Raw genomic sequence first — 19,917 nt, 5'->3', positions numbered from 1 at the left:
CGAATGAAACGTACGCAGTTCATGTTGACCCGCGTGCTGCAGGGCCTGGTGGCGATCCTGCTGATTGCGACGGTCAACTTCATGCTGGTGCGCGCCGCGCCGGGCGATCCGGTGTCGGTGCTGGCCGGCGAGGCCGGCGCGTCCGACCCGCAGTTCGTGGCGCAGCTGCGCGCGCAGTTCGGGCTCGACCAGCCGCTGTCGACGCAGCTCGCCACCTACGTCGGCAAGGTGGTGCGGCTCGACCTCGGCTACTCGTACCGCCAGCAGCAGCCGGTGCTGAAGCTCATCATGGACCGGCTGCCCGCCACGCTGCTGCTCACCGGCACGGCCTTCGCGCTCTCGCTGCTCTTCGGCATCACGCTGGGGGCGCTGTCGGCGCGGCGCGCGGGCACTTGGGTCGACAGCGCCATCACCGTGGTGGCGCTGCTGTTCTATGCCACGCCGCTGTACTGGCTCGCGCTGATGGCGGTGCTGGTGTTCACGGTGCAGCTCGAATGGCTGCCGGGCTTCGGCCTCATGACCGTGGGCTCGGGCCACACCGGCTTCGCGCTGGCGCTCGACGTGGCAAAGCACCTGGTGCTGCCTGCGCTCACGCTCGCGCTGTTCTACATGGCCGTCTATGCGCGCATGACGCGCGCCGCGATGCTCGAGGTGGCGCAGATGGACTTCGTGAAGACCGCGCGCGCCAAGGGCGTGAAGCCAGGCCGCATCCTGCGCGCCCACGTGCTGCGCAACGCGCTGCTGCCGGTGGTCACGCTGGCGGGCATCCAGGCCGGCGGGATGATCGGTGGCGCCGTGCTCACCGAAACCGTGTTCGCCTGGCCCGGCATCGGCCGACTGATGTTCGACGCGCTGCTGCAGCGCGACTACAGCCTGCTGCTCGGCGCCTTTCTGGTGACGGCGGCGATGGCCGTGCTCTTCAACCTCATCACCGACCTGGTCTACACCCTGGTCGACCCGCGGATCGAGCTGACATGACGACGACGATGCAAAGCGATTTCTGGCGGCGCTTTCGCCGCAACAAGGGCGCCGTGGCCGGCATGGTCGTGCTGCTGATCGTGGCAGCGGTCGCATTGCTCGGCCCCTGGCTTGCCACCAACGACCCATGGGCCATGGTCGAGCAGCCCTTCGTGCGCCCGTGGACCGAGCCCGGCTTCCTGCTGGGCACCGACACGCTCGGGCGCGACATCCTTGCGGGCCTGGTCTACGGCGCGCGCATTTCGCTGCTGATTGGCGTGGTGTCCACCATCGTGGCGCTGCTGATCGGCGTCACCTTCGGTGCAATCGCCGGCTACTTCGGCGGCTGGATCGACGCGGCCCTGATGCGCTTCACCGAGCTGTTCCAGGCGGTGCCGAGCTTCGCGCTGGCCATCGTGCTGGTGGCGATCTTCGAGCCTTCGATCAAGTCCATCGTCGTGGCGATTGCCATCGTTTCGTGGCCGCCGGTGGCGCGCCTGGTGCGCAGCGAGTTCCTCACGCTGCGCCAGCGCGACTTCGTGCAGGCCGCGCTGCTCGCGGGGCAGTCGACGCCGCGCATCATCCTCACGCAGATATTGCCCAACGCCATGTCGCCCATCATCGTGATGGCTTCGCTGATGGTGGCCACGGCCATCCTGCTCGAAAGCAGCCTGAGCTTTCTCGGCCTGGGCGACCCGAACCAGATGAGCTGGGGCTACATGGTCGGCGCCGCGCGCACCGTGCTGCGCCAGGCCTGGTGGATGGCGCTGTTCCCGGGGCTGGCCATCGTGCTGACGGTGCTTGCGCTCAACCTCGTGGGCGAAGGCCTGAGCGACGGGCTCAACACGCGGCTGCACGGAAAGGGCAAGTAAGAAATGAACGCCACCGTGACGCCGATGAAACCCCTGCACCCCGTGCTCGACATCGTCGACCTGAGCATCTCGCTGCCCTCGGGCGCCGACCGCGCGCTGGCCGTCGAGGGCGCCACGCTCTCCGTGCTGCCGGGCCAGACGCTGTGCGTGGTCGGCGAGTCCGGCTCGGGCAAGTCGATGATCGCCAACGCCGTCATGGGCCTGCTGCCGCGTCCGCACGTAGCGCCGGTGGCGGGCCGCATCATGTTCGAGGGCCACGACCTGCTGCAGCTCACCGAGCCGCAGATGCGCGAGCTGCGCGGCCGACGCATCGGCATGGTGTTCCAGGAGCCGATGACCGCGCTGAACCCGGTGATGCGCATCGGCGAGCAGATCGGCGAAGTGTTCGACGCGCACGGCAACGTGCCCGCGGCCGAGAAGCGCCGCCGCATCCTCGCGGCGCTGGCCGACGTGGGCCTGCCCGAGCCCGAGCTGCTGATCGACGCCTACCCATTCCGCCTCTCGGGCGGCCAGCGCCAGCGCGTGATGATTGCCTGCGCGCTGGTGCTGGAGCCCGTGCTGCTGATCGCCGACGAGCCCACCACCGCGCTCGACGTCACAACTCAGGCGCAGATCCTCGCGCTGATCCGCGAGCTGCAGCAGCGCCGCGGCACGGCGGTGCTCTTCATCACGCACGACTTCGGCGTGGTCAGCGAAATCGCCGATCACGTGGTGGTCATGCAGACCGGCCACGTGGTCGAGAGCGGCCCGGCCGCGCAGGTGCTCGGCGCGCCGCAGCATCCCTACACGCGCAAGCTCATCGCCGCCATCCCCGATGGGCAGGCGCAGACCGTGCCGCACGACGACCTCACGCGCGTGCTGCAGGTGCAGGACCTGTGCAAGACCTACCGTTCGAGCGGCGGCCTGTTCAAGCGCGGCCGCGCGGTGCAGGCGGCAAAGGACATCAGCTTCGAGCTGCACCGCGGCGAAACGCTGGGCCTCGTGGGCGAATCGGGCTCAGGCAAGTCGAGTGTCGGGCGCTGCCTGGTGGGGCTCGCGCCCTTCGACAGCGGCCGCATCATCTTCAAGGGCCGCAATCTTGCGCAGGGCCGGAACTTCCGCAGCGCGGCGGCCGGCAAGATCCAGATGGTGTTCCAGGACCCGTATGCCTCGCTCAACCCGCGCCACCGCGTGGGCGCGGCCATCGCGGGCGGGCCCATCGCACAAGGCGTGGGCAAGGCCGAGGCAATGGCGCGTGCCATGGAGCTGCTGCAGCTCGTGGGCCTGGGCGCCGACGCGGCGCAGCGCTATCCGCACGAGTTCTCGGGCGGGCAGCGCCAGCGCATCGGCATAGCCCGCGCGCTCGCGATGCAGCCCGAGCTGCTGGTGGCCGACGAGCCCGTGTCGGCGCTCGACGTGTCGGTGCAGGCGCAGGTGCTGGAGCTCTTCGCGCAGGTGCGCGCGCAGTTCCAGCTCGCAATGGTGTTCATCACGCACGACCTGCGCGTGGCCGGGCAGATGTGCGACCGCATCGCGGTGATGCAGCGCGGCGAGGTGGTGGAGTATGGCGAGACGCAGAAGGTGCTCAACGATCCGCAGCACGCCTACACGCGCAAGCTGATCGACGCGGTGCCGCGCCTCGCGCCGCAGGCCGACATGTCCGCGAAGGTGGCCTGATGCCTTGCGTCGCGCTCCTGAGTGATGTGCTCGACATGCACTACCTTGCGCCCGCCTTTCGCGAGCACTGCCCCGACATCGATTTGCGCCTGGGGGCCGACCTCGGTCCGCTCGACCAGATCGATGCGGCTGTCTGCTGGTTTCCGCCGCATGGCCTGCTCGCGCGCCTGCCGCAGCTGCAGCTGGTTCAGTCGCTGGCAGCTGGCGTCGACCACATCACGGCCGACCCCCGGCTGCCGCGCGCACTGCCGTTGTGCCGGATCGTCGATCCGGAGATGGCCACGGGCATGAAGGCATATGTGTGCTGGGCCGTGATCCAGCATCAGCGGCAGATGCCCGCCTACCTTGCGAGCGCGGCCAGGCGCATGTGGGAAGAACAACCGATGAGCCCACCCGGGCGCCATCGTGTCGGCATCGCAGGGCTTGGCACCCTGGGGCTCGCTTGCGCAGAGGCATTGGCCGCCATCGGCTATGCGGTGCGCGGCTGGAGCCGCAGCGCGAAGGCCGAACTGCCGGCCGGTGTCACGGGCTTTCACGGCGATGCGCAGCTCGACGAATTCCTCTCGGGCTGCGACACGCTGGTGTGCTTGCTGCCGCTGACGCCGCAGACGCAGGGCTTTCTGGACGCGGACCTGTTCGCGCGGTTGCCGCGTGGTGCGCACCTGGTCAACGTAGGGCGCGGCGCGCATCTGGTCGAAGCTGACCTGTTGCGCGCGTTGGACCTCGGCCAGCTTTCCGCCGCCACGCTCGATGCCTTCACGCAGGAGCCGCTGCCGGCCGACCACGCCTTCTGGGGCGACCCGCGCATCCTGGTCACGCCGCACATCGCAACGCGCACCGACACGTCGGTGATCGCGCGGCAGACACTTCACAACCTCGCGCTCGTGCAGCGCGGCGAGCGGCCCCACACGGCCGTTGACCTCGAACGGGGCTACTGAGCCGCCGCGAGGTTTTCCTCCTCATCGAAATTCAAGCAAGAAGAACGGAGCAGGCCCCATGAACGCATCGATTCCCAACGCCGCCCTGCAATCGGCACACGCCGAGCGCGCGGCGAACGACATCGCGGCCCATCTGCACCCCTTCACCAATCTCGCGGCACATCCGCAGGTCGACCCGCTCGTGATCGAGCGCGGCGACGGCATCTACGTGCAGGACGACCAGGGCCGCCGCTACTTGGAGGCCATGTCGGGGCTGTGGTGCGTCTCGCTGGGCTTCAGCAACGCGCGCCTGGCCAAGGCCGGCAGCGAGGCGCTGCACACGCTGCCCTGCTATCACACCTTCAACCACCGCTCGAACGCAGCCGCCATCGCGCTGGCCGAGAAGCTGATTGCGATGGCGCCGGTGCCTATGTCCAAGGTGTTCTTCGCCAACTCGGGTTCGGAGGCCAATGACACGGCCGTCAAGCTCGTCTGGTACTACCACAACGCCATCGGCAAGCCGGCCAAGAAGAAGATCATCGCGCGCCGCAATGCGTACCACGGCGTCACCGTGGCGGCGGCCAGCCTCAGCGGGCTGGTGCCCAACCACCGCGACTTCGATCTGCCGATCGACCGCATCCTGCACGTCGACTGCCCGCATCACTACCGCTACGCCGAGCCTGGCGAAACCGAAGAGGCCTTCGCCACGCGGCTGGCCGATGCGCTCGAGCAGCGCATCCTCGCCGAAGGGCCCGACACCGTGGGCGCCTTCATCGCCGAACCGGTGATGGGCGCGGGCGGCGTGCTGGTGCCGCCGGCCACCTACTTCGAGAAGGTGCAGGCCGTGCTGCGCAAATACGAAGTGCTGCTGATCGCCGACGAGGTGATCTGCGGCTTCTGTCGCACCGGCGAGATGTTCGGCTCCACCACCTTCGGGCTGCGGCCCGACATCCTCACAGCCGCCAAAGCCTTGTCGTCGGGCTATGTGCCGATCTCGGCCGTCATGGTGTCCGAGCAGGTGCATGCGGCCGTGGCTGCCAACAGCGGAAAGATCGGCACCTTCGGCCATGGCTTCACCTACTCGGGCCATCCGGTGACTGCAGCGGTGGCGCTCGAAACGCTGCGCATCTATGAAGAGGAAAAGGTGCTCGCGCATGTGCAGTCGCTGGCGCCGAAATTCCAGGCCGGCCTGCGTCGCTATGCCGGCCATCCGCATGTGGGCGAGGTGCGCGGCGTGGGGCTGATCGGCGCGATCGAACTCGCCGCCGACCCCGCCACTCGCACGCCCTTCGATCCGGCATTGAAGGCCGGCGCGCGGCTGGCCGAGCTCGCGTTGCAGGAAGGCCTGATCGTGCGCGCCATGGGCGATGCCGTGGCCTTCTGTCCGCCGCTGATCATCACGCCCGCGCAGATCGACGAGATGTTCGAACGCTTCGACCGCGCGATGGTCCGCTTCGAGGCCTCGCTGGCGTGAACACCGCGAGCGCCGCAGTGCTGCTGCGACCGCCGGGCTCCAGGAGCACCGGCGTTGCGCTGTTCTTCTGCGCGCTGATGGCCTTCGCAAGCTACGACGCCTTCTGCAAGCACATGCTGCAGTTCTACCCGGCGCCGTTCATCAACCTGATGCGCTACCTGTCGGTGATCTGCATCGCCTTTGCCATGCTGCTGCGCCACGGCGACCTGCGCATTTGGCGCGCGCCGCAGAAAAAGCTGCTGCTGTTGCGCGGCACGATGCTCGCGACGGTGGCCACCTGCTTCATGACGGCGCTGATCTGGATGCCGCTGGCGGAAGCCACCGCGATCTACTTCACCGCGCCGCTGCTCATGGTGGCGCTGTCGCCGTGGCTGGTCGGCGAACAGGTGCAGCGCAGCCGCTGGGTGGCGGTGAGCGTGGGATTCGCGGGCATGCTGCTGATTGTGCGGCCCGGCGGCGACCTGCCCTGGGTGGGCACGGTGCTGATGGCGGTGTCGGCCGTCTGCTATGCGATTTTTCAGCTGCTCACGCGTCGCCTTGCGGGGCTCGTTGAAAGCCCGGTGCAGTACGCGTACACGGCGCTCGTGTGCCTTGTGGTGACGGCCGTGCCGGCGCCCTTCTTCCTGCCGGCCGAGCGGCCCGCCGCCGGCGCCGTGTTGCTGCTGCTCGCGGGCGGCGCGTGCAGCGGGCTCGCGCAATGGCTGCTGCTGGCTGCCTTCGAGCGCGTAGAGGCCGCGACGTTGGCGCCGCTCAACTACTTTCAGCTTTTGCTCGCGGTGGCCTTCAGCACCTTCTGGTTTCACAGGCCACCCGATGCGCTGGCGATGGCGGGCATTGCGCTGATCGTGGCGGCGGGCGTGTACCTGGCGCGGCGGCCGATCAAGAATAAGAACCCGATCCCTCTCACATGACGAGACAAACACCATGGCTTTTTCTTCTTCCATCGCCGACCGCGCCGGCTTCGAGTCCGTCGAGGCGCAAGACCTCGTCGGGCTGGTCGAAGCGCAGCTGACGCGCGCCATCGTCGAAGGGCGCCTGGCGCCCGGCAGTCGCATCGTCGAGGCCGAGATCGCGCGCCGCATGGGCGTGAGCCGCGCCCCGGTGCGCGAGGCCGCGCGCCGGCTCGAACGCCAGGGCGTGCTGGTCGCGCGGCCGCGCCACGGCTTCGCGGTGCGCACCATCAGCGTCCAGGAAATCGACGACCTGTTCGAAGTGCGCCTGAGCCTGGAGATGACCTCGGTCGAGCTGGCCTGCCGCAAGGCCGACGACGCGGGGCTGCAACGCCTGCGCACGCTGGTCGACGGCATGGTGCGCGAGGCGCCCACGCAGCCGCAGCACGTGCGCATCGCGACCGACCTGGCCTTTCACACACTGATCTGTGAGCTCTCGGGCAACGCGCACCTGCATCGCATCTTCTCGAACACGCAGACCGAGATGCAGATGATCATCGCGCTGATCGACGCGGTCTACCACGACCCTGAGACCATGGCCAACACGCACTACCCGATCGTCGATGCGCTGATGAGCCGCGACGTCGATGCGTCGCGCCTGGCCATGCGCGAGCACCTCGACGACGCCTGGCAGCAGGTGCGCGCTCTGTTCGTGAAGCAGCACGGCACCGTTCCTCCATCCACCCCGACTCCGACGCAAGGACCCGCGCGATGAAGATCGTCTACAGCGACGCCCACAAGGACCACGACCCGCAGCTCTTCATGGTGCGCGGGCGCCTGAAGCGCAGCAACGAGCAGCCCGAGCGCGCCTTCCGCTTGTTGTCGGCGGTCGAGCGCGACGGCCACGAAGTCATCGCGGGAGAAGACTTCGGCGCCGGCCCGCGCGCTGCGATCCACACGCCCGAGTACCTGCGATTCCTCGAGACGGCCTATGCGCGCTGGCGGCTGCTGGACGACCCCTCCGACGAGGTCATGCCCAACATCCACCCCTTTCCCGGAGAGCCCTGCAGCTATCCGGAAAGCGTGGTCGGGCAGGCCGGCTACCACATGGGCGACAACGCCTGCTCCATCGGCCCGCACACCTGGGCGGCGGCCGTGGGCTCGGCCAACGTGGCCACGCACGCTGCGCAACTGGTGCTGCAGGGCGAGCGCGCAGCCTATGCGCTGTGCCGCCCGCCCGGCCATCACGCGTACGCAGACCGGGCCAACGGCTTCTGCTACCTGAACAACACGGCCATCGCCGCGCAGCAGCTGCGCGCGGCACACGATCGCGTGGCGATCCTCGACATCGACGTGCACCACGGCAACGGCACGCAGGGCATCTTCTACCGCCGCGCCGACGTGCTGACGATTTCTCTGCACGGTGATCCGCGCAACTTCACGCCCTTCTTCACCGGCTACGCGCACGAGCGTGGCGAGGGTGCGGGCCTGGGCTACAACATCAACAAGCCGCTTGCGTTGGGCACCGATATCGACGGCTACATGCCCGTGCTGCGCGACGTCTGCGAGAGCATCCGAGCCTTCGCGCCCGGCGCGCTGGTGGTGGCGCTGGGGCTGGACACGCACGAGCGCGACCCTTACAAGGGCATGAAGATCACCACGCCGGGCTTCGCGCAGCTACTCGCCGAAATCGCGCGCCTCGGCTTGCCGACCGTGCTGGTGCAGGAGGGCGGCTACCTCTCCGACGACCTGGGGCCCAACCTCGCCAGCGCGCTGCGCGGCTTCGCGGGCGCCGCATGACGGCCGCGGACGGGTTCGACGACGCGGATGTCCTGAGCGAAGGCTCGCCCGAGCTCGACGCCGAATGGGTGCGCGAGTTCGCGCTGCGCCACTACGGCATCGAGGGCGAGATGCGGCCGCTGACCGGCGAGCGCGACCGCAACTACCGCCTTGATTCGGCGCGGACCGGCGAGCGCTTTATGCTGAAGATCTCGCACCCTAGCGAAACACCGCTGGTGGCGGACTTCCAGACCCAGGCGCTGCTGCACATCGCTGCTGCCGATCCAACGCTGCCGGTGCAGCGCATCGTGCCCACGCGCGATGGCCAGCCCTCGCTGCTGTGCGATCCGGGCGACGGCCTGCCGCGCGTGGCACGGCTCTTCAGCTACCTGCCCGGCCTGCCCTTGCCCGAAGCGCCGCGCACTGCCGCGCAGCAACTCAACCTCGCGCGCACGCTGGCCCGGCTCGACCTCGCGCTACGCGACTTCGACCATGCGGCCGGAGCGCTCGCGCTGCCCTGGGACATCCAGCGCGCCGACGGCGTGCGCGGCCTGCTCGCGCACATCGTCGATCCGGCGCGGCGCGCGCTGGCCGGGCGCTCGCTCGACCGCTTCGAGCGCGATGCCAAGCCAGTGCTGGAGGGCCTGCGCACGCAGCCCATCCACAACGACTTCAACATCTACAACGTACTGGTCGACCCCGGCGATACCGACCGCATTGCCGGCATCCTCGATTTCGGCGACATGGTGCGCGCGCCGCTGATCGATGACCTGGCAGTGGCCGCGGCCTACCAGCTCGACCCGGCGGGCGATGCGCTGGCCGGCATCGTGCCCTTCATTGCCGCGTACCACGCCGTGCTGCCGTTGACGCGGGAAGAGGTCGATGTGCTGTTCACGCTGATCACCGCGCGGCTCGTGATGGTGGTGGCCATCAGCGGCTGGCGCGCCGCGCGCCACCCCGACAACGCGGCCTACCTGCTGCGCAACAACGCGCTTTCGTGGGCCCGCCTGCAGGCCTGCGAACACATCGGCAACGACGCCGCGAGCGCCGCCTTCCGGCGCGCCTGCGGCATGAACGAAAGTCACGCAAATGCCTGAAGAATCGCTCCTGGAGCGCCGCGCGCGGCTGCTCGGCCCGGCCTATCGCCTGTTCTACGAAGCGCCGCTGCACCCGGTGCGCGGCGAGGGCGTGTGGCTCGACGATGCCGACGGCAAGCGCTATCTCGATGCGTACAACAACGTCGCATCGGTGGGGCACTGCCATCCGCATGTGGTGGAGGCCATCGCGCGGCAGGCCGGCGTGCTCAACACCCACACGCGCTATTTGCACGAGGGCGTGCTCGACTACGCCGAACGCCTGCTGGCCACCATGCCGCCAGAACTCGGCCATGCGATGTTCACCTGCACCGGCAGCGAGGCCAACGACCTCGCGATGCGCATCGCCAAGGCCCATACCAAGGCCGAAGGGCTGATCGTCACGCGCTTCGCGTACCACGGCGTGACCGAATCGATCGCGCAGGCCTCGCCCTCGCTCGGGCGCTTCGTGCAGCTCGGCAAAGCGGTGCGCACTGTGTCGGCGCCGGACAGCTATCGCGTGCCGGCCGGGGAGCAAGGCGCGGCGTTTGCTGCCGGTGTGCGTGCAGCGATTGCCGACCTGCAGGCGCATGGCATTCGGCCTGCCGCGTTGATGGTCGACACGGTGTTCTCGAGCGACGGCATCTTCACCGACCCTGCGGGATTTCTCACTGAAGCGGTGGCTGCGATTCGCGAAGCCGGCGGCATCTTCATCGCCGACGAAGTGCAGCCGGGCCTGGGCCGCACCGGCGACGCCTTCTGGGGCTTCCTGCGCCACGAAGGCCTGGTGCCCGACATCGTGACCATGGGCAAGCCGCTGGGCAACGGCCACCCGCTGGCCGGGCTGGCCGTGTGCCCCGAGGTGCTGGCCGCGTTCGGCCGTGAATGTCGCTACTTCAACACCTTCGGTGGCAACCCGGTGTCGATGGCCGCCGGCATGGCCGTGCTCGACGTGATCGAACGCGAGGGCCTGATGGCCAATGCGCAGCGCGTCGGCCGCCATCTGCGCGCGGGGCTCTCGAAGCTCGCCGAGCGCCACGAGTTGATCGGTGATGTGCGCGGCGCGGGGCTGTTCGTGGGTCTGGAGCTCGTCACGGACCGTCGCGCGCGCACGCCTGCGACCGCGGAGACTGTGCGCGTCGTCAACGGCCTGCGGCAGCGGCAGGTGTTGCTGAGCGCCACGGGCGAACACGCCAACACGCTGAAGATCCGCCCGCCGCTGGTGTTCTCCGAAGCCAATGCCGATCTGCTGATCGACACGCTGGACGAAGTGCTGGCCGGGCTTTGACCCGTTGCCATGGCGGCGAACGCCGCATTGCGCCAGAATTGTCCGCCTCCCACGACAGCCCGCTCCCCGCCATGAACATCGCCGATTCCTTTGTCGCCAATGCCGCCCGTTTCGTCGACATCCGGCGCGACATTCACGCCCACCCTGAACTCGGTTTCGAAGAGCACCGCACTTCCGAGAAGGTCGCGAACCTGCTGACCGGATGGGGCATCGAGGTGCACCGCGGCATTGCGGGCACTGGCCTCGTCGGCGTGCTGCGTAAGGGCAAGGGCCCGCGCACCATTGGCCTGCGTGCCGACATGGACGCGCTGCCGCTGCATGAGGCCAACGAGTTCGCCCACAAGTCGACGAACCCCGGCCGCATGCATGCCTGCGGTCACGATGGCCACACCACGATGCTGCTGGCCGCCGCGTGGCACCTGTCGCAGCAAGGGCCCGACGACTTCGACGGCACGGTGCATTTCATCTTCCAGCCCGCAGAGGAGATGGGCAAGGCCGGCGCCAAGAAGATGATCGACGAGGGCCTGTTCGAGCGCTTTCCGTGCGATGCGGTCTTCGGGCTGCACAACTTTCCGGTGGGCGACGTGGGCCGCTTCGCGCTCAACGAAGGCGCGCTGATGGCGTCGAGCAACACGTACAAGATCACCGTGCACGGGCGCGGCACGCACGCCTCGATGCCGCACACCGGCATCGACCCGGTGGCGGCGGTGGTCACGCTCGCGCAGCAGCTGCAGACCATCGTGGCGCGCACCATTCCGAGCACGGAGCGTGCGCTGCTGGCGGTCACGCAGCTGCAGGGTTCCGATGCGCCGAACGTGATTCCCGACGTGGCGACGGTGGGCGGCACCATCCGCACTTTCTCCATCGAGGCCATCGACAAGATCGAGGTCCGCCTGCGCGAGGTGGCCGCGGGCGTGGCGGCGGCACATGGTTGCACGGCCGAGGTGTATTTCAACCGCTCGTCGCCGCCGACCGTGAACCACCCGGCCGAGGCGCGCTTTGCCGCCGGCGTGATGCGCGAGGTGGTGGGCGACGACATGGTCACCGACAACTTCCCCGCCGTGATGGGCGCCGAAGACTTCGCGCACATGCTGATCGCGCGGCCCGGCTGCTACGCCTTCCTGGGCAATGGCGACGGCGACCACCGGCTCGACGGCCACGGGCCCGGCCCTTGCATCATCCACAACACCTCGTTCGATTTCAACGACGAGATCATCCCGATCGGTGCCAGCTATTTCGTGAAGCTGGTGCAGCGCTGGCTACCGTCGGGCGTTTGAATTTTTCACTGTCGACGATGACGAAGAAAGTGGCCACCCAGATGACCTCCACCCCGCTCACCCGACGTTCATTGACCGCGCTTGCAGCCGCGGCGGTGCTCTGTGCCGTGGCACCGGCCTATGCGCAACAGCGCGTGATCCACATCGTCGTGCCCTTCGCCACCGGCGCGGTGCAGGACACGGTGGCGCGTGCCTTCAACAATGAGCTGGGCGCGGCGCTGAATGCCAGCGCCATCGTCGAGAACCGCGCGGGTGCGGGCGGCACCGTGGGCGCGGCCCTGGTGGCGCGCGCGCCGGCCGACGGCAACACGCTGGTCCTGGCGGCCGCGAGCCACAACATCGCGGGCTTTCTCTACAACAAGCTGAGCTACGACCCGCTGAAGGATTTCGTCGGCGTGGCGAATGTCGGCAATGCGGGCTATGTGCTGGCGGTGGCCAGCGGCATGAATGTGTCGAGCACGGCCGACTTCATCAAGGAGGTCAAGGCCAACCCCGGCAAGTACAACTACGCCTCGGCGGGCAACGGCAGCGCCACGCATCTGGCGATGGCGTCGTTTCTCGCGAAAGCGGGGCTGCAGATGACGCACATCCCGACCAAGTCGACCGGCGAAGCGGTCAACGAGGTGCTCGCGGGCCGCGTGCAGGCGGTGATTTCGTCGAGCATCGGCGTGATCGGCTTCCAGGACGACGCGCGCATGAAACTGCTGGCCTCCACCGGCCAGTCGCGCAGCCCCTTCCTGCCGAAGCTGCCGACCGTGGCCGAGAGCGGCCTGCCGGGTTACGCCTTCGATTCGTGGATCGGTCTGCTCGCGCCGGCCGCCACGCCCAAGGCGGAAGTCGAGCGGTTGAACGCCGCGGCCAACAAGGTGCTGGCCGACCCGGCGATCCAGGAGCGCTTCAAGCGCCTGGGCGTGGAGCCGCGCAGCCAGAGTGCGGAGGAGTTCCAGAAGCTGCTGCGCTCGGATTGGGATGCGATGGGGGTGGTGGTGAAGGCTTCGGGGGCGAAGATCGATTGAGTCCGGGGCGCGTGCGGATGGCATCGGGTGCTTCCGTGTAGGACGCCAGTCAATTGACAACGTGCCGTCCGCGTTCATGCTCCCTGGTGGGTTCCGAAGGATTTCGCTTCGGACACAACAGGAGCTTCAAATGGATTCGTCTTCGCCACTCAACCCACCTCCAGGCATGCCTGCGAGCAGGTCGCCCAAGGCGCTGTGGGCCGTGATCGGCGCATTGAGCGTGGCCGTGGTGGCGCTTGGCGGGGTGTTGCTTCACCGGCAGGAGCCGGCCGCGAGTGCGAGTGCACCGCCGCCAGTCGTTGCCGCTGCGTCGCCCACTGCACCGGACGATTTCAAGCCTGAAGCCATGCCACCGGCGCCTGCAGTGCCGCCCACGGCGGCAGGCCCGGCGCCACAAGCAATGGCGGCTGCGCCGATGCCTGCCCCCATGCCAGCCCAGGCGATCCAGCCAGGACCGGCGCCAGGCGTGATGAACGCACCACCCGTCGCTGCCGCACCTCCCGACCCGCCACCCTGCGCGGTCTGCGGCCGTGTCGAATCGGTTCGCCCGGTTCAGAAGCGCATCCAGAACACCTCGGGCGTGGGGGCTGTGGCCGGCGGCGTGGTGGGTGGCCTCGTGGGCAACCAGTTCGGCCATGGCAATGGGCGCGTCGCGACCACCGTGCTGGGTGCAGTGGGCGGCGGCTTCGCGGGCAACGAGATCGAGAAGCACGTGCGCACGGTCACGGTTTACGAGGTGAGCGTGCGCATGGACAACGGCACGCTGCGCACGGTCGAGACGAAGACCGCGCCGCCCATCGGCAAGCCGGTGACGCTCAAGCGGGGCCTGCTGCGCCCCGCGGACGGCCGCAAGTAGCGCGACCTACCCCGCCCCCGGATATCACAGAAAAACCGGGCGCGGAAGAGTTCGTGCCCCAAAGATATCTTGACCATATATCCTTAATATATTTAAAGTGCGACGCTTCCACACCACCGCACATCCACAAGGAGCGATCAAGTGAGCAATCCCCGCTGGCAAGGCATTTTTCCCGCCGTCACCACCAAGTTCCACGCCGACGAGAGCATCGATGCCGAGGGCACGGCCCGGCACATCGACTTCCAGATCCGCAACGGCATCCACGGCCTCGTCACCTGCGGCTCGCTCGGCGAAGCCAGCACGCTGACGCTGGAAGAAAAGCTGCAGGTCGCGAAGATCGCGCTGGAAGCCGCCGACGGCCGCATCCCGGTGCTGGCCAACGTGTCCGAAACCAGCACGCGCGAAGCGCTGCGCTACGTGGACGGCGCCAACAAGCTCGGCGTGGCCGGCTTCATGGTGATGCCTTCGGTGATCTACGTGGCCGACGCGCGCGAGGCGATGCTCAATGTGCGCACCATCGCCAATGCCGCGCAGAAGCCCATCATGGTCTACAACAACCCGGTGGCCTACCGCGTCGACCTGAAGCCCGAGCACATGGTCGAGTTGGCCGACTGCGAATGGATCGCGGCCATCAAGGAAAGCACCGACAACATCCGCCGCATCACCGACCTGCGCAACACCGTGGGCGACCGCTACCAGCTGTTCCTGGGCGTGGACGATCTCGCCTACGAAGGCCTGGCGCTGGGCTGCGACGGCCTGCTGGCCGGCGTGGGCTGCGCCTTCCCGCGCGAAACGGTGGCGCTCTACGACCTGATGAAGGCCGGCAAGTTTGCCGAAGCGCTCAAGCTCTACCAGTGGATGACGCCCATGCTGCACCTCGACGTGTCGACCAAGCTGGTGCAGAACCTCAAGCTCATCGACGTGCTGGTGGGCGTGGGCAGCGAGCACATGCGCCGTCCGCGCCTGCCGCTCATCGGCGAGGAGCGCGCCTTCATCGAGGCCATCGTCAAGAAGGCGCTCGCGACGCGGCCCACTCAGTACCAGTCGGTCATGTAATAACTCCCCTCTTTTTCATCGTCCCCAACCTAGGAAGAAGCATGAAGACAAAAGCAGGCATGGTTCCGTTTCTAAGCCTCGTGGCCCTTGCCCTTGCAGGCCAGGCGTACGCGCAGGAGCAGGTGGTCAAGATCGGTCACAGCGATCCGCTGTCGGGCCCCAATGCCTTCGCGGGCAAGGACAATGAAAACGGCGTGCGCCTGGCCGTCGAGGAGCTCAACGCGAAGAAGCTCGTCGTCGGCGGCAAGACGCTGAAGTTCGAGATGGTGTCGGAAGACGACCAGTGCGACGCCAAGACCGGCGTGAGCGTGGCGCAGAAGTTCGTGGACGACGGCGTCAAGTACGTCATGGGCCCGTACTGCTCGGGCGTGGCCATTCCGGCTTCGCGCATCTACAGCGAAGGCGGCACCATGGTCTCCACCGTGGGCACCAACCCGAAGGTCACGCAGGGCGGCTACAAGAACCTCTACCGCATCATCGCGAGCGACAACCAGATCGGCTCCAGCATGGCCGTGTACGCGGCCAAGGTGCTGAAGGTGACGAAGGTCGGCGTGATCGACGACCGCACCGCCTTCGGCCAGGGCCTCGCCGAAGAGTTCACCAAGGAAGCCAAGAAGCAGGGCCTGACCGTGGTCGGCCAGGAGTTCACCACCGACAAGGCCGTGGACTTCACCGCCATCCTGACCAACATGAAGGCCAAGGCGCCAGAGGCCATCTTCTTCGGCGGCTATGCACCGCAGGCCGCGCCCATGGCACGCCAGATGAAGCAGCTGGCCGTGCCCGGCAAGCTGCTGGGCGGCGACACCGTGTGCAGCCCGGCAACCGGCAAGCTCGGCGGCGACGCGGTCAACGACCTGGTGTTCTGCGCGCAAGGCGGCTCCATTCTCGAGAAGGCGCAAAGCGGCCCGGCGTTCAAGGAAAAATTCAAGAAGCGCTTCAACGCCGACCCCGACGCATACGCGGCTTCGTACTACGACCAGGTGCTGTTCATCGGCGAGTCGATGAAGAAGGCCAATTCCATCGATCCCGACAAGGTGGGCGCGGAGCTCTACAAGGCAACGTACAAGGGCGTGGCCGCAACCTATGCGTATGACGACAAGGGCAACATGAAGCAGGCGCCCATCACCGTCTTCACCTTCAAGAACGCGGCCCCCGTGCCCATCGCCAGCTACTGAAGAACGAACGGACGACGCCACATGCAACGCATCCAGGTCATCGACTCGCACACGGGCGGCGAGCCCACGCGCCTTGTGATCGGCGGCTTCCCCGATCTGGGTGGCGGCAGCATGGCCGAGCGCCGCGCGCTGCTGGCCGACCAGCACGACAAATGGCGCGCGACCGCCGTGCTGGAGCCGCGCGGCAGCGACGTGGTGGTGGGCGCGCTGCTGTGCGAGCCGGTGTCGCCGGATGCGGCTGCCGGCGTGGTCTTTTTCAACAACGCCGGCTACCTCGGCATGTGCGGCCACGGCACCATCGGGCTGGTCGCAAGCCTCGCGCACATGGGGCGCATCGGCGTGGGCGAGCACCGCATCGAAACGCCCGTGGGCACCGTTACGACCACGCTGCATGAAGACGGCTCGGTGAGCGTGCGCAACGTGCCCGCGTACCGGCATCTGCACCAGGTGGCGGTCGAGCTGCCGGGCCACGGAACCGTGCGCGGCGACGTGGCCTGGGGCGGCAACTGGTTCTTCCTGGTGAGCGAACACGGCCAGCGCGTGGCGAGCGACAACCTCGCGGCGCTGACCGACTACACCACTGCGTTGCGCAAGGCGCTCGCGGCGCAGGGCATCTCGGGTGCGGACGGCGCGGAGATCGACCACATCGAACTCTTCGCTGAAGACGACGAAGGCGCCGACAGCCGCAACTTCGTGCTGTGCCCCGGCAATGCCTACGACCGCTCGCCCTGCGGCACCGGCACCAGCGCCAAGATCGCCTGCCTCGCGGCGGACGGCAAGCTCGCGCCGGGCGAAGTGTGGAAGCAGGCCAGCGTGATCGGCAGCGTCTTCGAGGCCAGCTACGCGATGGACGGGGACAAGGTCATTCCCACGCTGCGCGGCCGCGCGCACATCAGCGCGGAAGCCACGCTGCTGATAGACGACCAAGACCCGTTCGGCTGGGGCATCCAGCTCTGACGCCGCGCGGCATGGACGCGGATGTCATCGTCATCGGCGCCGGCATCGTCGGCGCGGCTTGCGCGCATGCGCTCGCACAGGCCGACCGCCGCGTGCTGGTGCTCGACGCACGCATCGGCGGCGCCACCGGCGCGGGCATGGGCCACCTCGTGGTGATGGACGACAACGCGGCCGAGCTGGAACTGAGCCGCCATTCGGTCGCGCAATGGCGCGAACTTGCGCCGCGCATGAGCGAAGACTGCGCGTACAGCGCCTGCGGCACGCTGTGGATTGCCGCCAACGACGAAGAGATGGCCGAGGCCGAACGCAAGCAGCAGCGGCTGCGCGCGCACGGCATCGACAGCCGGCTGCTCGATGCGCGCGAACTGGCGAGCGCAGAGCCTGCCTTGCGCAAGGGCCTGTCGGGTGCGCTCGAAGTGCCGGGCGACGGCATCCTCTATGCGCCGAACGCGGCGCGCTGGCTGCTCGCGCAGGCCGCCGATTCGGTTCGTGTGGAGCACGCGAAGGTCGAGGCCATCGAAGACGATGGCGCACTGCGCCTCGCAGACGGCAGCCGTCGCACTGCGCCGCAGATCGTGCTCGCCAACGGCATCCATGCGACGACGCTGTGCCCCGAGCTGCCGATACGCCCGAAGAAGGGCCACCTGCTGATCACCGACCGCTATCCGGGCACGGTGCATCACCAACTGGTCGAGCTCGGCTACGTGACCAGCGCGCACCACAGCGACGGCGACTCGGTCGCCTTCAACGTGCAGCCGCGCCCCACGGGGCAGTTGCTGGTCGGCTCCTCGCGCCAGTTCGACACGACCGACCCGGCGGTCGAGGCGCCGATGCTGGCGCGCATGCTCCAGCGCACGCTGGACTACCTGCCGGGGCTTGCGAACCTCAATGCGGTGCGTTCCTGGACCGGCATGCGTGCCGCGTCGCCCGATGGGCTTCCGCTGCTGGGCAAGCACCCGTGGCGCGAGAAGCTCTGGCTCGCCGTCGGCCATGAAGGCCTCGGCGTGACCACGGCGCCGGGCAGTGCGCACCTGCTCGCTGCATTGATGACCGGGGCCACGCCCGACTTCGACGCAACGCCGTACGCACCGCGCGGACTGCGGGAGATGGCATGAGCGGCCACACCCTGTTGAACATCGATGGCCACCTGGTCCGTGTGAAGACGGGCAGCTCGGTCGCCGCCGCGTTGCGCGTGGCCGGCGGCATGGGCGTGGCGCGCACGTCAGTCACGGGCCAGCAGCGCGCGCCGTTCTGCGGCATGGGCGTGTGCCAGGAGTGCCGCGTGCTAATCGATGGTCGCCGCAGACTCGCCTGCCAGACGGTCTGCGCCGAGGGCATGCGCGTGGAGACGGCGGAATGAACGGCATCGCGATGGAGCATTGCGACGTGCTGATCGTCGGCGCGGGCCCGGCCGGCATGGCTGCGGCGGTGGCTGCCGCGCCGAGCGGCGCATCGATCGTCGTGATCGACGACAACCCCGCGCCCGGCGGACAGATCTGGCGCGACGGCCCCGGCGCGGCGCTGCCACCGGCGGCGCGCAAGTGGCGCGATGCGCTCGAGCGCCACGCCAACATCCGTGTGCGCAGCGGCACGCGCGTCGTCTCCGTGCCGTCGCTTAACGAACTGCTGCTCGAAGACGCCGAGCGCGCCACGCGCATGCGATGGCGCAAGCTCATCCTCTGTACCGGCGCGCGCGAGCTGCTGCTGCCCTTCCCCGGATGGACGCTGCCCGGCGTAACCGGCGCAGGTGGCCTGCAGGCGCTCATCAAGGCCGGCATGCCGGTCGAGGGCGAGCGCATCGTCATCGCGGGCAGCGGCCCCTTGCTGCTTGCCGCCGCCGCGACGGCGCGTGCCGCGGGTGCGAAAGTGCTGCGCATCGCCGAACAGGCTTCGTTCGCCTCGGTCGCGCGCTTCGGCGCCAGCCTTGCGCGCTGGCCGGCCAAGGCCGCACAGGCGGTGACGCTCGCCGATCCGCAGTACCGCACCTCGTCGCGCATCGTCTCGGCGCAGGGCGCGATGCAGGTCGAGTCGGTTCGCCTTCGCCAGGGCAACGGCAGCAGCGAAGCCGAGATCGCCTGCGACCGCATCGCCTGCGGCTTCGGCCTCACGCCCAATACGCAGCTGGGCCAGATGCTCGGCTGTGCCCTCACACCCGCGGGCTCCGGCGCGCAAGCCCTGTCGGTCGATGGCCTGCAGGCCACCAGCGTCGCCGGCGTCTATGCAGCGGGCGAGTGCACCGGTTTCGGCGGCAGCGAACGCGCGCTGGCCCAAGGCGCCATCGCCGGCCATGCCGCCGTCGGCAACGAGCGCGCGGCGAAAGCACACGAGGGCGAACGCGCCCGCTGGAACGCCTTCGCCGCCCAACTGCGCCGCAGCTTCGCGCTGGCCGCCGACATCAAGGCCATGCCGCAACCCGACACGCTCGTGTGCCGCTGCGAAGACGTGCCCTTCTCCGCGCTTTCAGGGTGCAGCGGCTGGACCGACGCCAAGCTGCACCGCCGCTGCGGCATGGGCGCCTGCCAGGGCCGCGTCTGCGGCGACGCCGCGCAATTTCTCTTCGGATGGACGCCACCCGTGCCGCGCCCGCCGCTGTCGCCGGTCCGCATAGCGACACTGGCGGGCCTGGCGAACGACGGCGACGCCCGACAATGACGCCGCCGCATTCGCGGAAAAA

General features: G+C 68.5%; 19 protein-coding genes. All 19 read left to right on the top strand.

The annotated features are described in order from the left end of the window. The first annotated feature begins 3 nt into the window (after positions 1–3). Entirely contained in the window at positions 4–978 is a 975-nt protein-coding gene (locus ACSFBF_RS18695) for an ABC transporter permease (RefSeq protein WP_093076361.1), read from the top strand. Further along, positions 975–1,829 (top strand): ABC transporter permease, encoded by an 855-nt coding sequence (locus ACSFBF_RS18690; protein ID WP_258352155.1) that lies wholly within the window; start codon positions 975–977, stop codon positions 1,827–1,829. The genes ACSFBF_RS18695 and ACSFBF_RS18690 overlap by 4 nt, the downstream gene beginning before the upstream one ends. 3 nt (positions 1,830–1,832) lie before the next feature. Next, the gene (locus ACSFBF_RS18685; RefSeq protein WP_435469492.1) at positions 1,833–3,485 is read left to right on the top strand and encodes an ABC transporter ATP-binding protein; all 1,653 of its coding nucleotides are present in this window, start codon (positions 1,833–1,835) and stop codon (positions 3,483–3,485) included. Continuing rightward, a complete protein-coding gene (locus ACSFBF_RS18680) occupies positions 3,485–4,423 on the top strand; it encodes a 2-hydroxyacid dehydrogenase (RefSeq protein ID WP_435469490.1) in 939 nt (312 codons plus the stop codon). Before ACSFBF_RS18685 ends, ACSFBF_RS18680 begins: the two co-directional genes overlap by 1 nt. A gap of 58 nt (positions 4,424–4,481) precedes the next feature. Beyond that, positions 4,482–5,876 carry an aspartate aminotransferase family protein gene (locus ACSFBF_RS18675; protein ID WP_435469488.1) on the top strand — a complete coding sequence of 465 codons (1,395 nt, stop codon included), beginning with the start codon at positions 4,482–4,484 and terminating at the stop codon, positions 5,874–5,876. Then, positions 5,873–6,787: a DMT family transporter gene (locus tag ACSFBF_RS18670; protein WP_435469486.1), complete on the top strand. Its 915-nt coding sequence runs from the start codon at positions 5,873–5,875 to the stop codon at positions 6,785–6,787. Before ACSFBF_RS18675 ends, ACSFBF_RS18670 begins: the two co-directional genes overlap by 4 nt. Before the next feature lie 13 nt (positions 6,788–6,800). Beyond that, positions 6,801–7,541, top strand: coding sequence for a GntR family transcriptional regulator (locus ACSFBF_RS18665; RefSeq protein WP_435469484.1), 741 nt, complete (start codon positions 6,801–6,803; stop codon positions 7,539–7,541). After that, complete coding sequence (locus tag ACSFBF_RS18660) at positions 7,538–8,566, top strand: histone deacetylase family protein (RefSeq protein ID WP_435469482.1); 1,029 nt, start codon at positions 7,538–7,540, stop codon at positions 8,564–8,566. Before ACSFBF_RS18665 ends, ACSFBF_RS18660 begins: the two co-directional genes overlap by 4 nt. Beyond that, the gene (locus tag ACSFBF_RS18655; RefSeq protein ID WP_435469480.1) at positions 8,563–9,642 is read left to right on the top strand and encodes a phosphotransferase; all 1,080 of its coding nucleotides are present in this window, start codon (positions 8,563–8,565) and stop codon (positions 9,640–9,642) included. Before ACSFBF_RS18660 ends, ACSFBF_RS18655 begins: the two co-directional genes overlap by 4 nt. After that, positions 9,635–10,906 (top strand): aspartate aminotransferase family protein, encoded by a 1,272-nt coding sequence (locus tag ACSFBF_RS18650; RefSeq protein ID WP_435469478.1) that lies wholly within the window; start codon positions 9,635–9,637, stop codon positions 10,904–10,906. Before ACSFBF_RS18655 ends, ACSFBF_RS18650 begins: the two co-directional genes overlap by 8 nt. A gap of 71 nt (positions 10,907–10,977) precedes the next feature. Continuing rightward, positions 10,978–12,183, top strand: a complete 1,206-nt coding sequence (locus ACSFBF_RS18645; RefSeq protein ID WP_435469476.1) for a M20 aminoacylase family protein — start codon at positions 10,978–10,980, stop codon at positions 12,181–12,183. Between the two features lie 17 nt (positions 12,184–12,200). Further along, entirely contained in the window at positions 12,201–13,199 is a 999-nt protein-coding gene (locus tag ACSFBF_RS18640) for a tripartite tricarboxylate transporter substrate-binding protein (protein WP_435469475.1), read from the top strand. 166 nt (positions 13,200–13,365) lie between these two features. Continuing rightward, positions 13,366–14,055: an outer membrane lipoprotein gene (locus ACSFBF_RS18635; protein ID WP_435469473.1), complete on the top strand. Its 690-nt coding sequence runs from the start codon at positions 13,366–13,368 to the stop codon at positions 14,053–14,055. Positions 14,056–14,196: 141 nt separating this feature from the next. Continuing rightward, entirely contained in the window at positions 14,197–15,111 is a 915-nt protein-coding gene (locus tag ACSFBF_RS18630) for a dihydrodipicolinate synthase family protein (protein ID WP_435469471.1), read from the top strand. A 41-nt stretch (positions 15,112–15,152) separates the two neighbouring features. Continuing rightward, positions 15,153–16,286 (top strand): branched-chain amino acid ABC transporter substrate-binding protein, encoded by a 1,134-nt coding sequence (locus ACSFBF_RS18625; protein WP_435469469.1) that lies wholly within the window; start codon positions 15,153–15,155, stop codon positions 16,284–16,286. Positions 16,287–16,307: 21 nt separating this feature from the next. Then, positions 16,308–17,243 (top strand): 4-hydroxyproline epimerase, encoded by a 936-nt coding sequence (locus ACSFBF_RS18620; protein ID WP_435469467.1) that lies wholly within the window; start codon positions 16,308–16,310, stop codon positions 17,241–17,243. 11 nt (positions 17,244–17,254) lie between these two features. Further along, a complete protein-coding gene (locus ACSFBF_RS18615; RefSeq protein ID WP_435469465.1) occupies positions 17,255–18,358 on the top strand; it encodes an NAD(P)/FAD-dependent oxidoreductase in 1,104 nt (367 codons plus the stop codon). Beyond that, positions 18,355–18,603 carry a (2Fe-2S)-binding protein gene (locus tag ACSFBF_RS18610; protein ID WP_435458113.1) on the top strand — a complete coding sequence of 83 codons (249 nt, stop codon included), beginning with the start codon at positions 18,355–18,357 and terminating at the stop codon, positions 18,601–18,603. The genes ACSFBF_RS18615 and ACSFBF_RS18610 overlap by 4 nt, the downstream gene beginning before the upstream one ends. Then, positions 18,600–19,895 (top strand): FAD-dependent oxidoreductase, encoded by a 1,296-nt coding sequence (locus ACSFBF_RS18605; protein ID WP_435469463.1) that lies wholly within the window; start codon positions 18,600–18,602, stop codon positions 19,893–19,895. Before ACSFBF_RS18610 ends, ACSFBF_RS18605 begins: the two co-directional genes overlap by 4 nt. The last annotated feature ends 22 nt before the right edge of the window (positions 19,896–19,917 follow it).

It is taken from the genome of Variovorax nivicola (assembly GCF_051216475.1).
Lineage (GTDB): Bacteria > Pseudomonadota > Gammaproteobacteria > Burkholderiales > Burkholderiaceae_C > Variovorax.
The sequence above is the reverse complement of the archived record's forward strand: the minus strand, read 5'-3'. Positions and strand labels throughout refer to the sequence as shown.

Bases quoted from the DNA above. Each gene is read 5' to 3' on its own strand.
- ACSFBF_RS18655 (WP_435469480.1), top strand. From the start codon at position 8,563: ATGACGGCCGCGGACGGGTTCGACGACGCGGATGTCCTGAGCGAAGGC.
- ACSFBF_RS18680 (WP_435469490.1), top strand. From the start codon at position 3,485: ATGCCTTGCGTCGCGCTCCTGAGTGATGTGCTCGACATGCACTACCTT.
- ACSFBF_RS18640 (WP_435469475.1), top strand. From the start codon at position 12,201: ATGACGAAGAAAGTGGCCACCCAGATGACCTCCACCCCGCTCACCCGA.
- ACSFBF_RS18690 (WP_258352155.1), top strand. From the start codon at position 975: ATGACGACGACGATGCAAAGCGATTTCTGGCGGCGCTTTCGCCGCAAC.
- ACSFBF_RS18610 (WP_435458113.1), top strand. From the start codon at position 18,355: ATGAGCGGCCACACCCTGTTGAACATCGATGGCCACCTGGTCCGTGTG.
- ACSFBF_RS18625 (WP_435469469.1), top strand. From the start codon at position 15,153: ATGAAGACAAAAGCAGGCATGGTTCCGTTTCTAAGCCTCGTGGCCCTT.
- ACSFBF_RS18685 (WP_435469492.1), top strand. From the start codon at position 1,833: ATGAACGCCACCGTGACGCCGATGAAACCCCTGCACCCCGTGCTCGAC.
- ACSFBF_RS18620 (WP_435469467.1), top strand. From the start codon at position 16,308: ATGCAACGCATCCAGGTCATCGACTCGCACACGGGCGGCGAGCCCACG.
- ACSFBF_RS18660 (WP_435469482.1), top strand. From the start codon at position 7,538: ATGAAGATCGTCTACAGCGACGCCCACAAGGACCACGACCCGCAGCTC.
- ACSFBF_RS18635 (WP_435469473.1), top strand. From the start codon at position 13,366: ATGCCTGCGAGCAGGTCGCCCAAGGCGCTGTGGGCCGTGATCGGCGCA.
- ACSFBF_RS18665 (WP_435469484.1), top strand. From the start codon at position 6,801: ATGGCTTTTTCTTCTTCCATCGCCGACCGCGCCGGCTTCGAGTCCGTC.
- ACSFBF_RS18645 (WP_435469476.1), top strand. From the start codon at position 10,978: ATGAACATCGCCGATTCCTTTGTCGCCAATGCCGCCCGTTTCGTCGAC.
- ACSFBF_RS18695 (WP_093076361.1), top strand. From the start codon at position 4: ATGAAACGTACGCAGTTCATGTTGACCCGCGTGCTGCAGGGCCTGGTG.
- ACSFBF_RS18675 (WP_435469488.1), top strand. From the start codon at position 4,482: ATGAACGCATCGATTCCCAACGCCGCCCTGCAATCGGCACACGCCGAG.
- ACSFBF_RS18650 (WP_435469478.1), top strand. From the start codon at position 9,635: ATGCCTGAAGAATCGCTCCTGGAGCGCCGCGCGCGGCTGCTCGGCCCG.
- ACSFBF_RS18605 (WP_435469463.1), top strand. From the start codon at position 18,600: ATGAACGGCATCGCGATGGAGCATTGCGACGTGCTGATCGTCGGCGCG.
- ACSFBF_RS18615 (WP_435469465.1), top strand. From the start codon at position 17,255: ATGGACGCGGATGTCATCGTCATCGGCGCCGGCATCGTCGGCGCGGCT.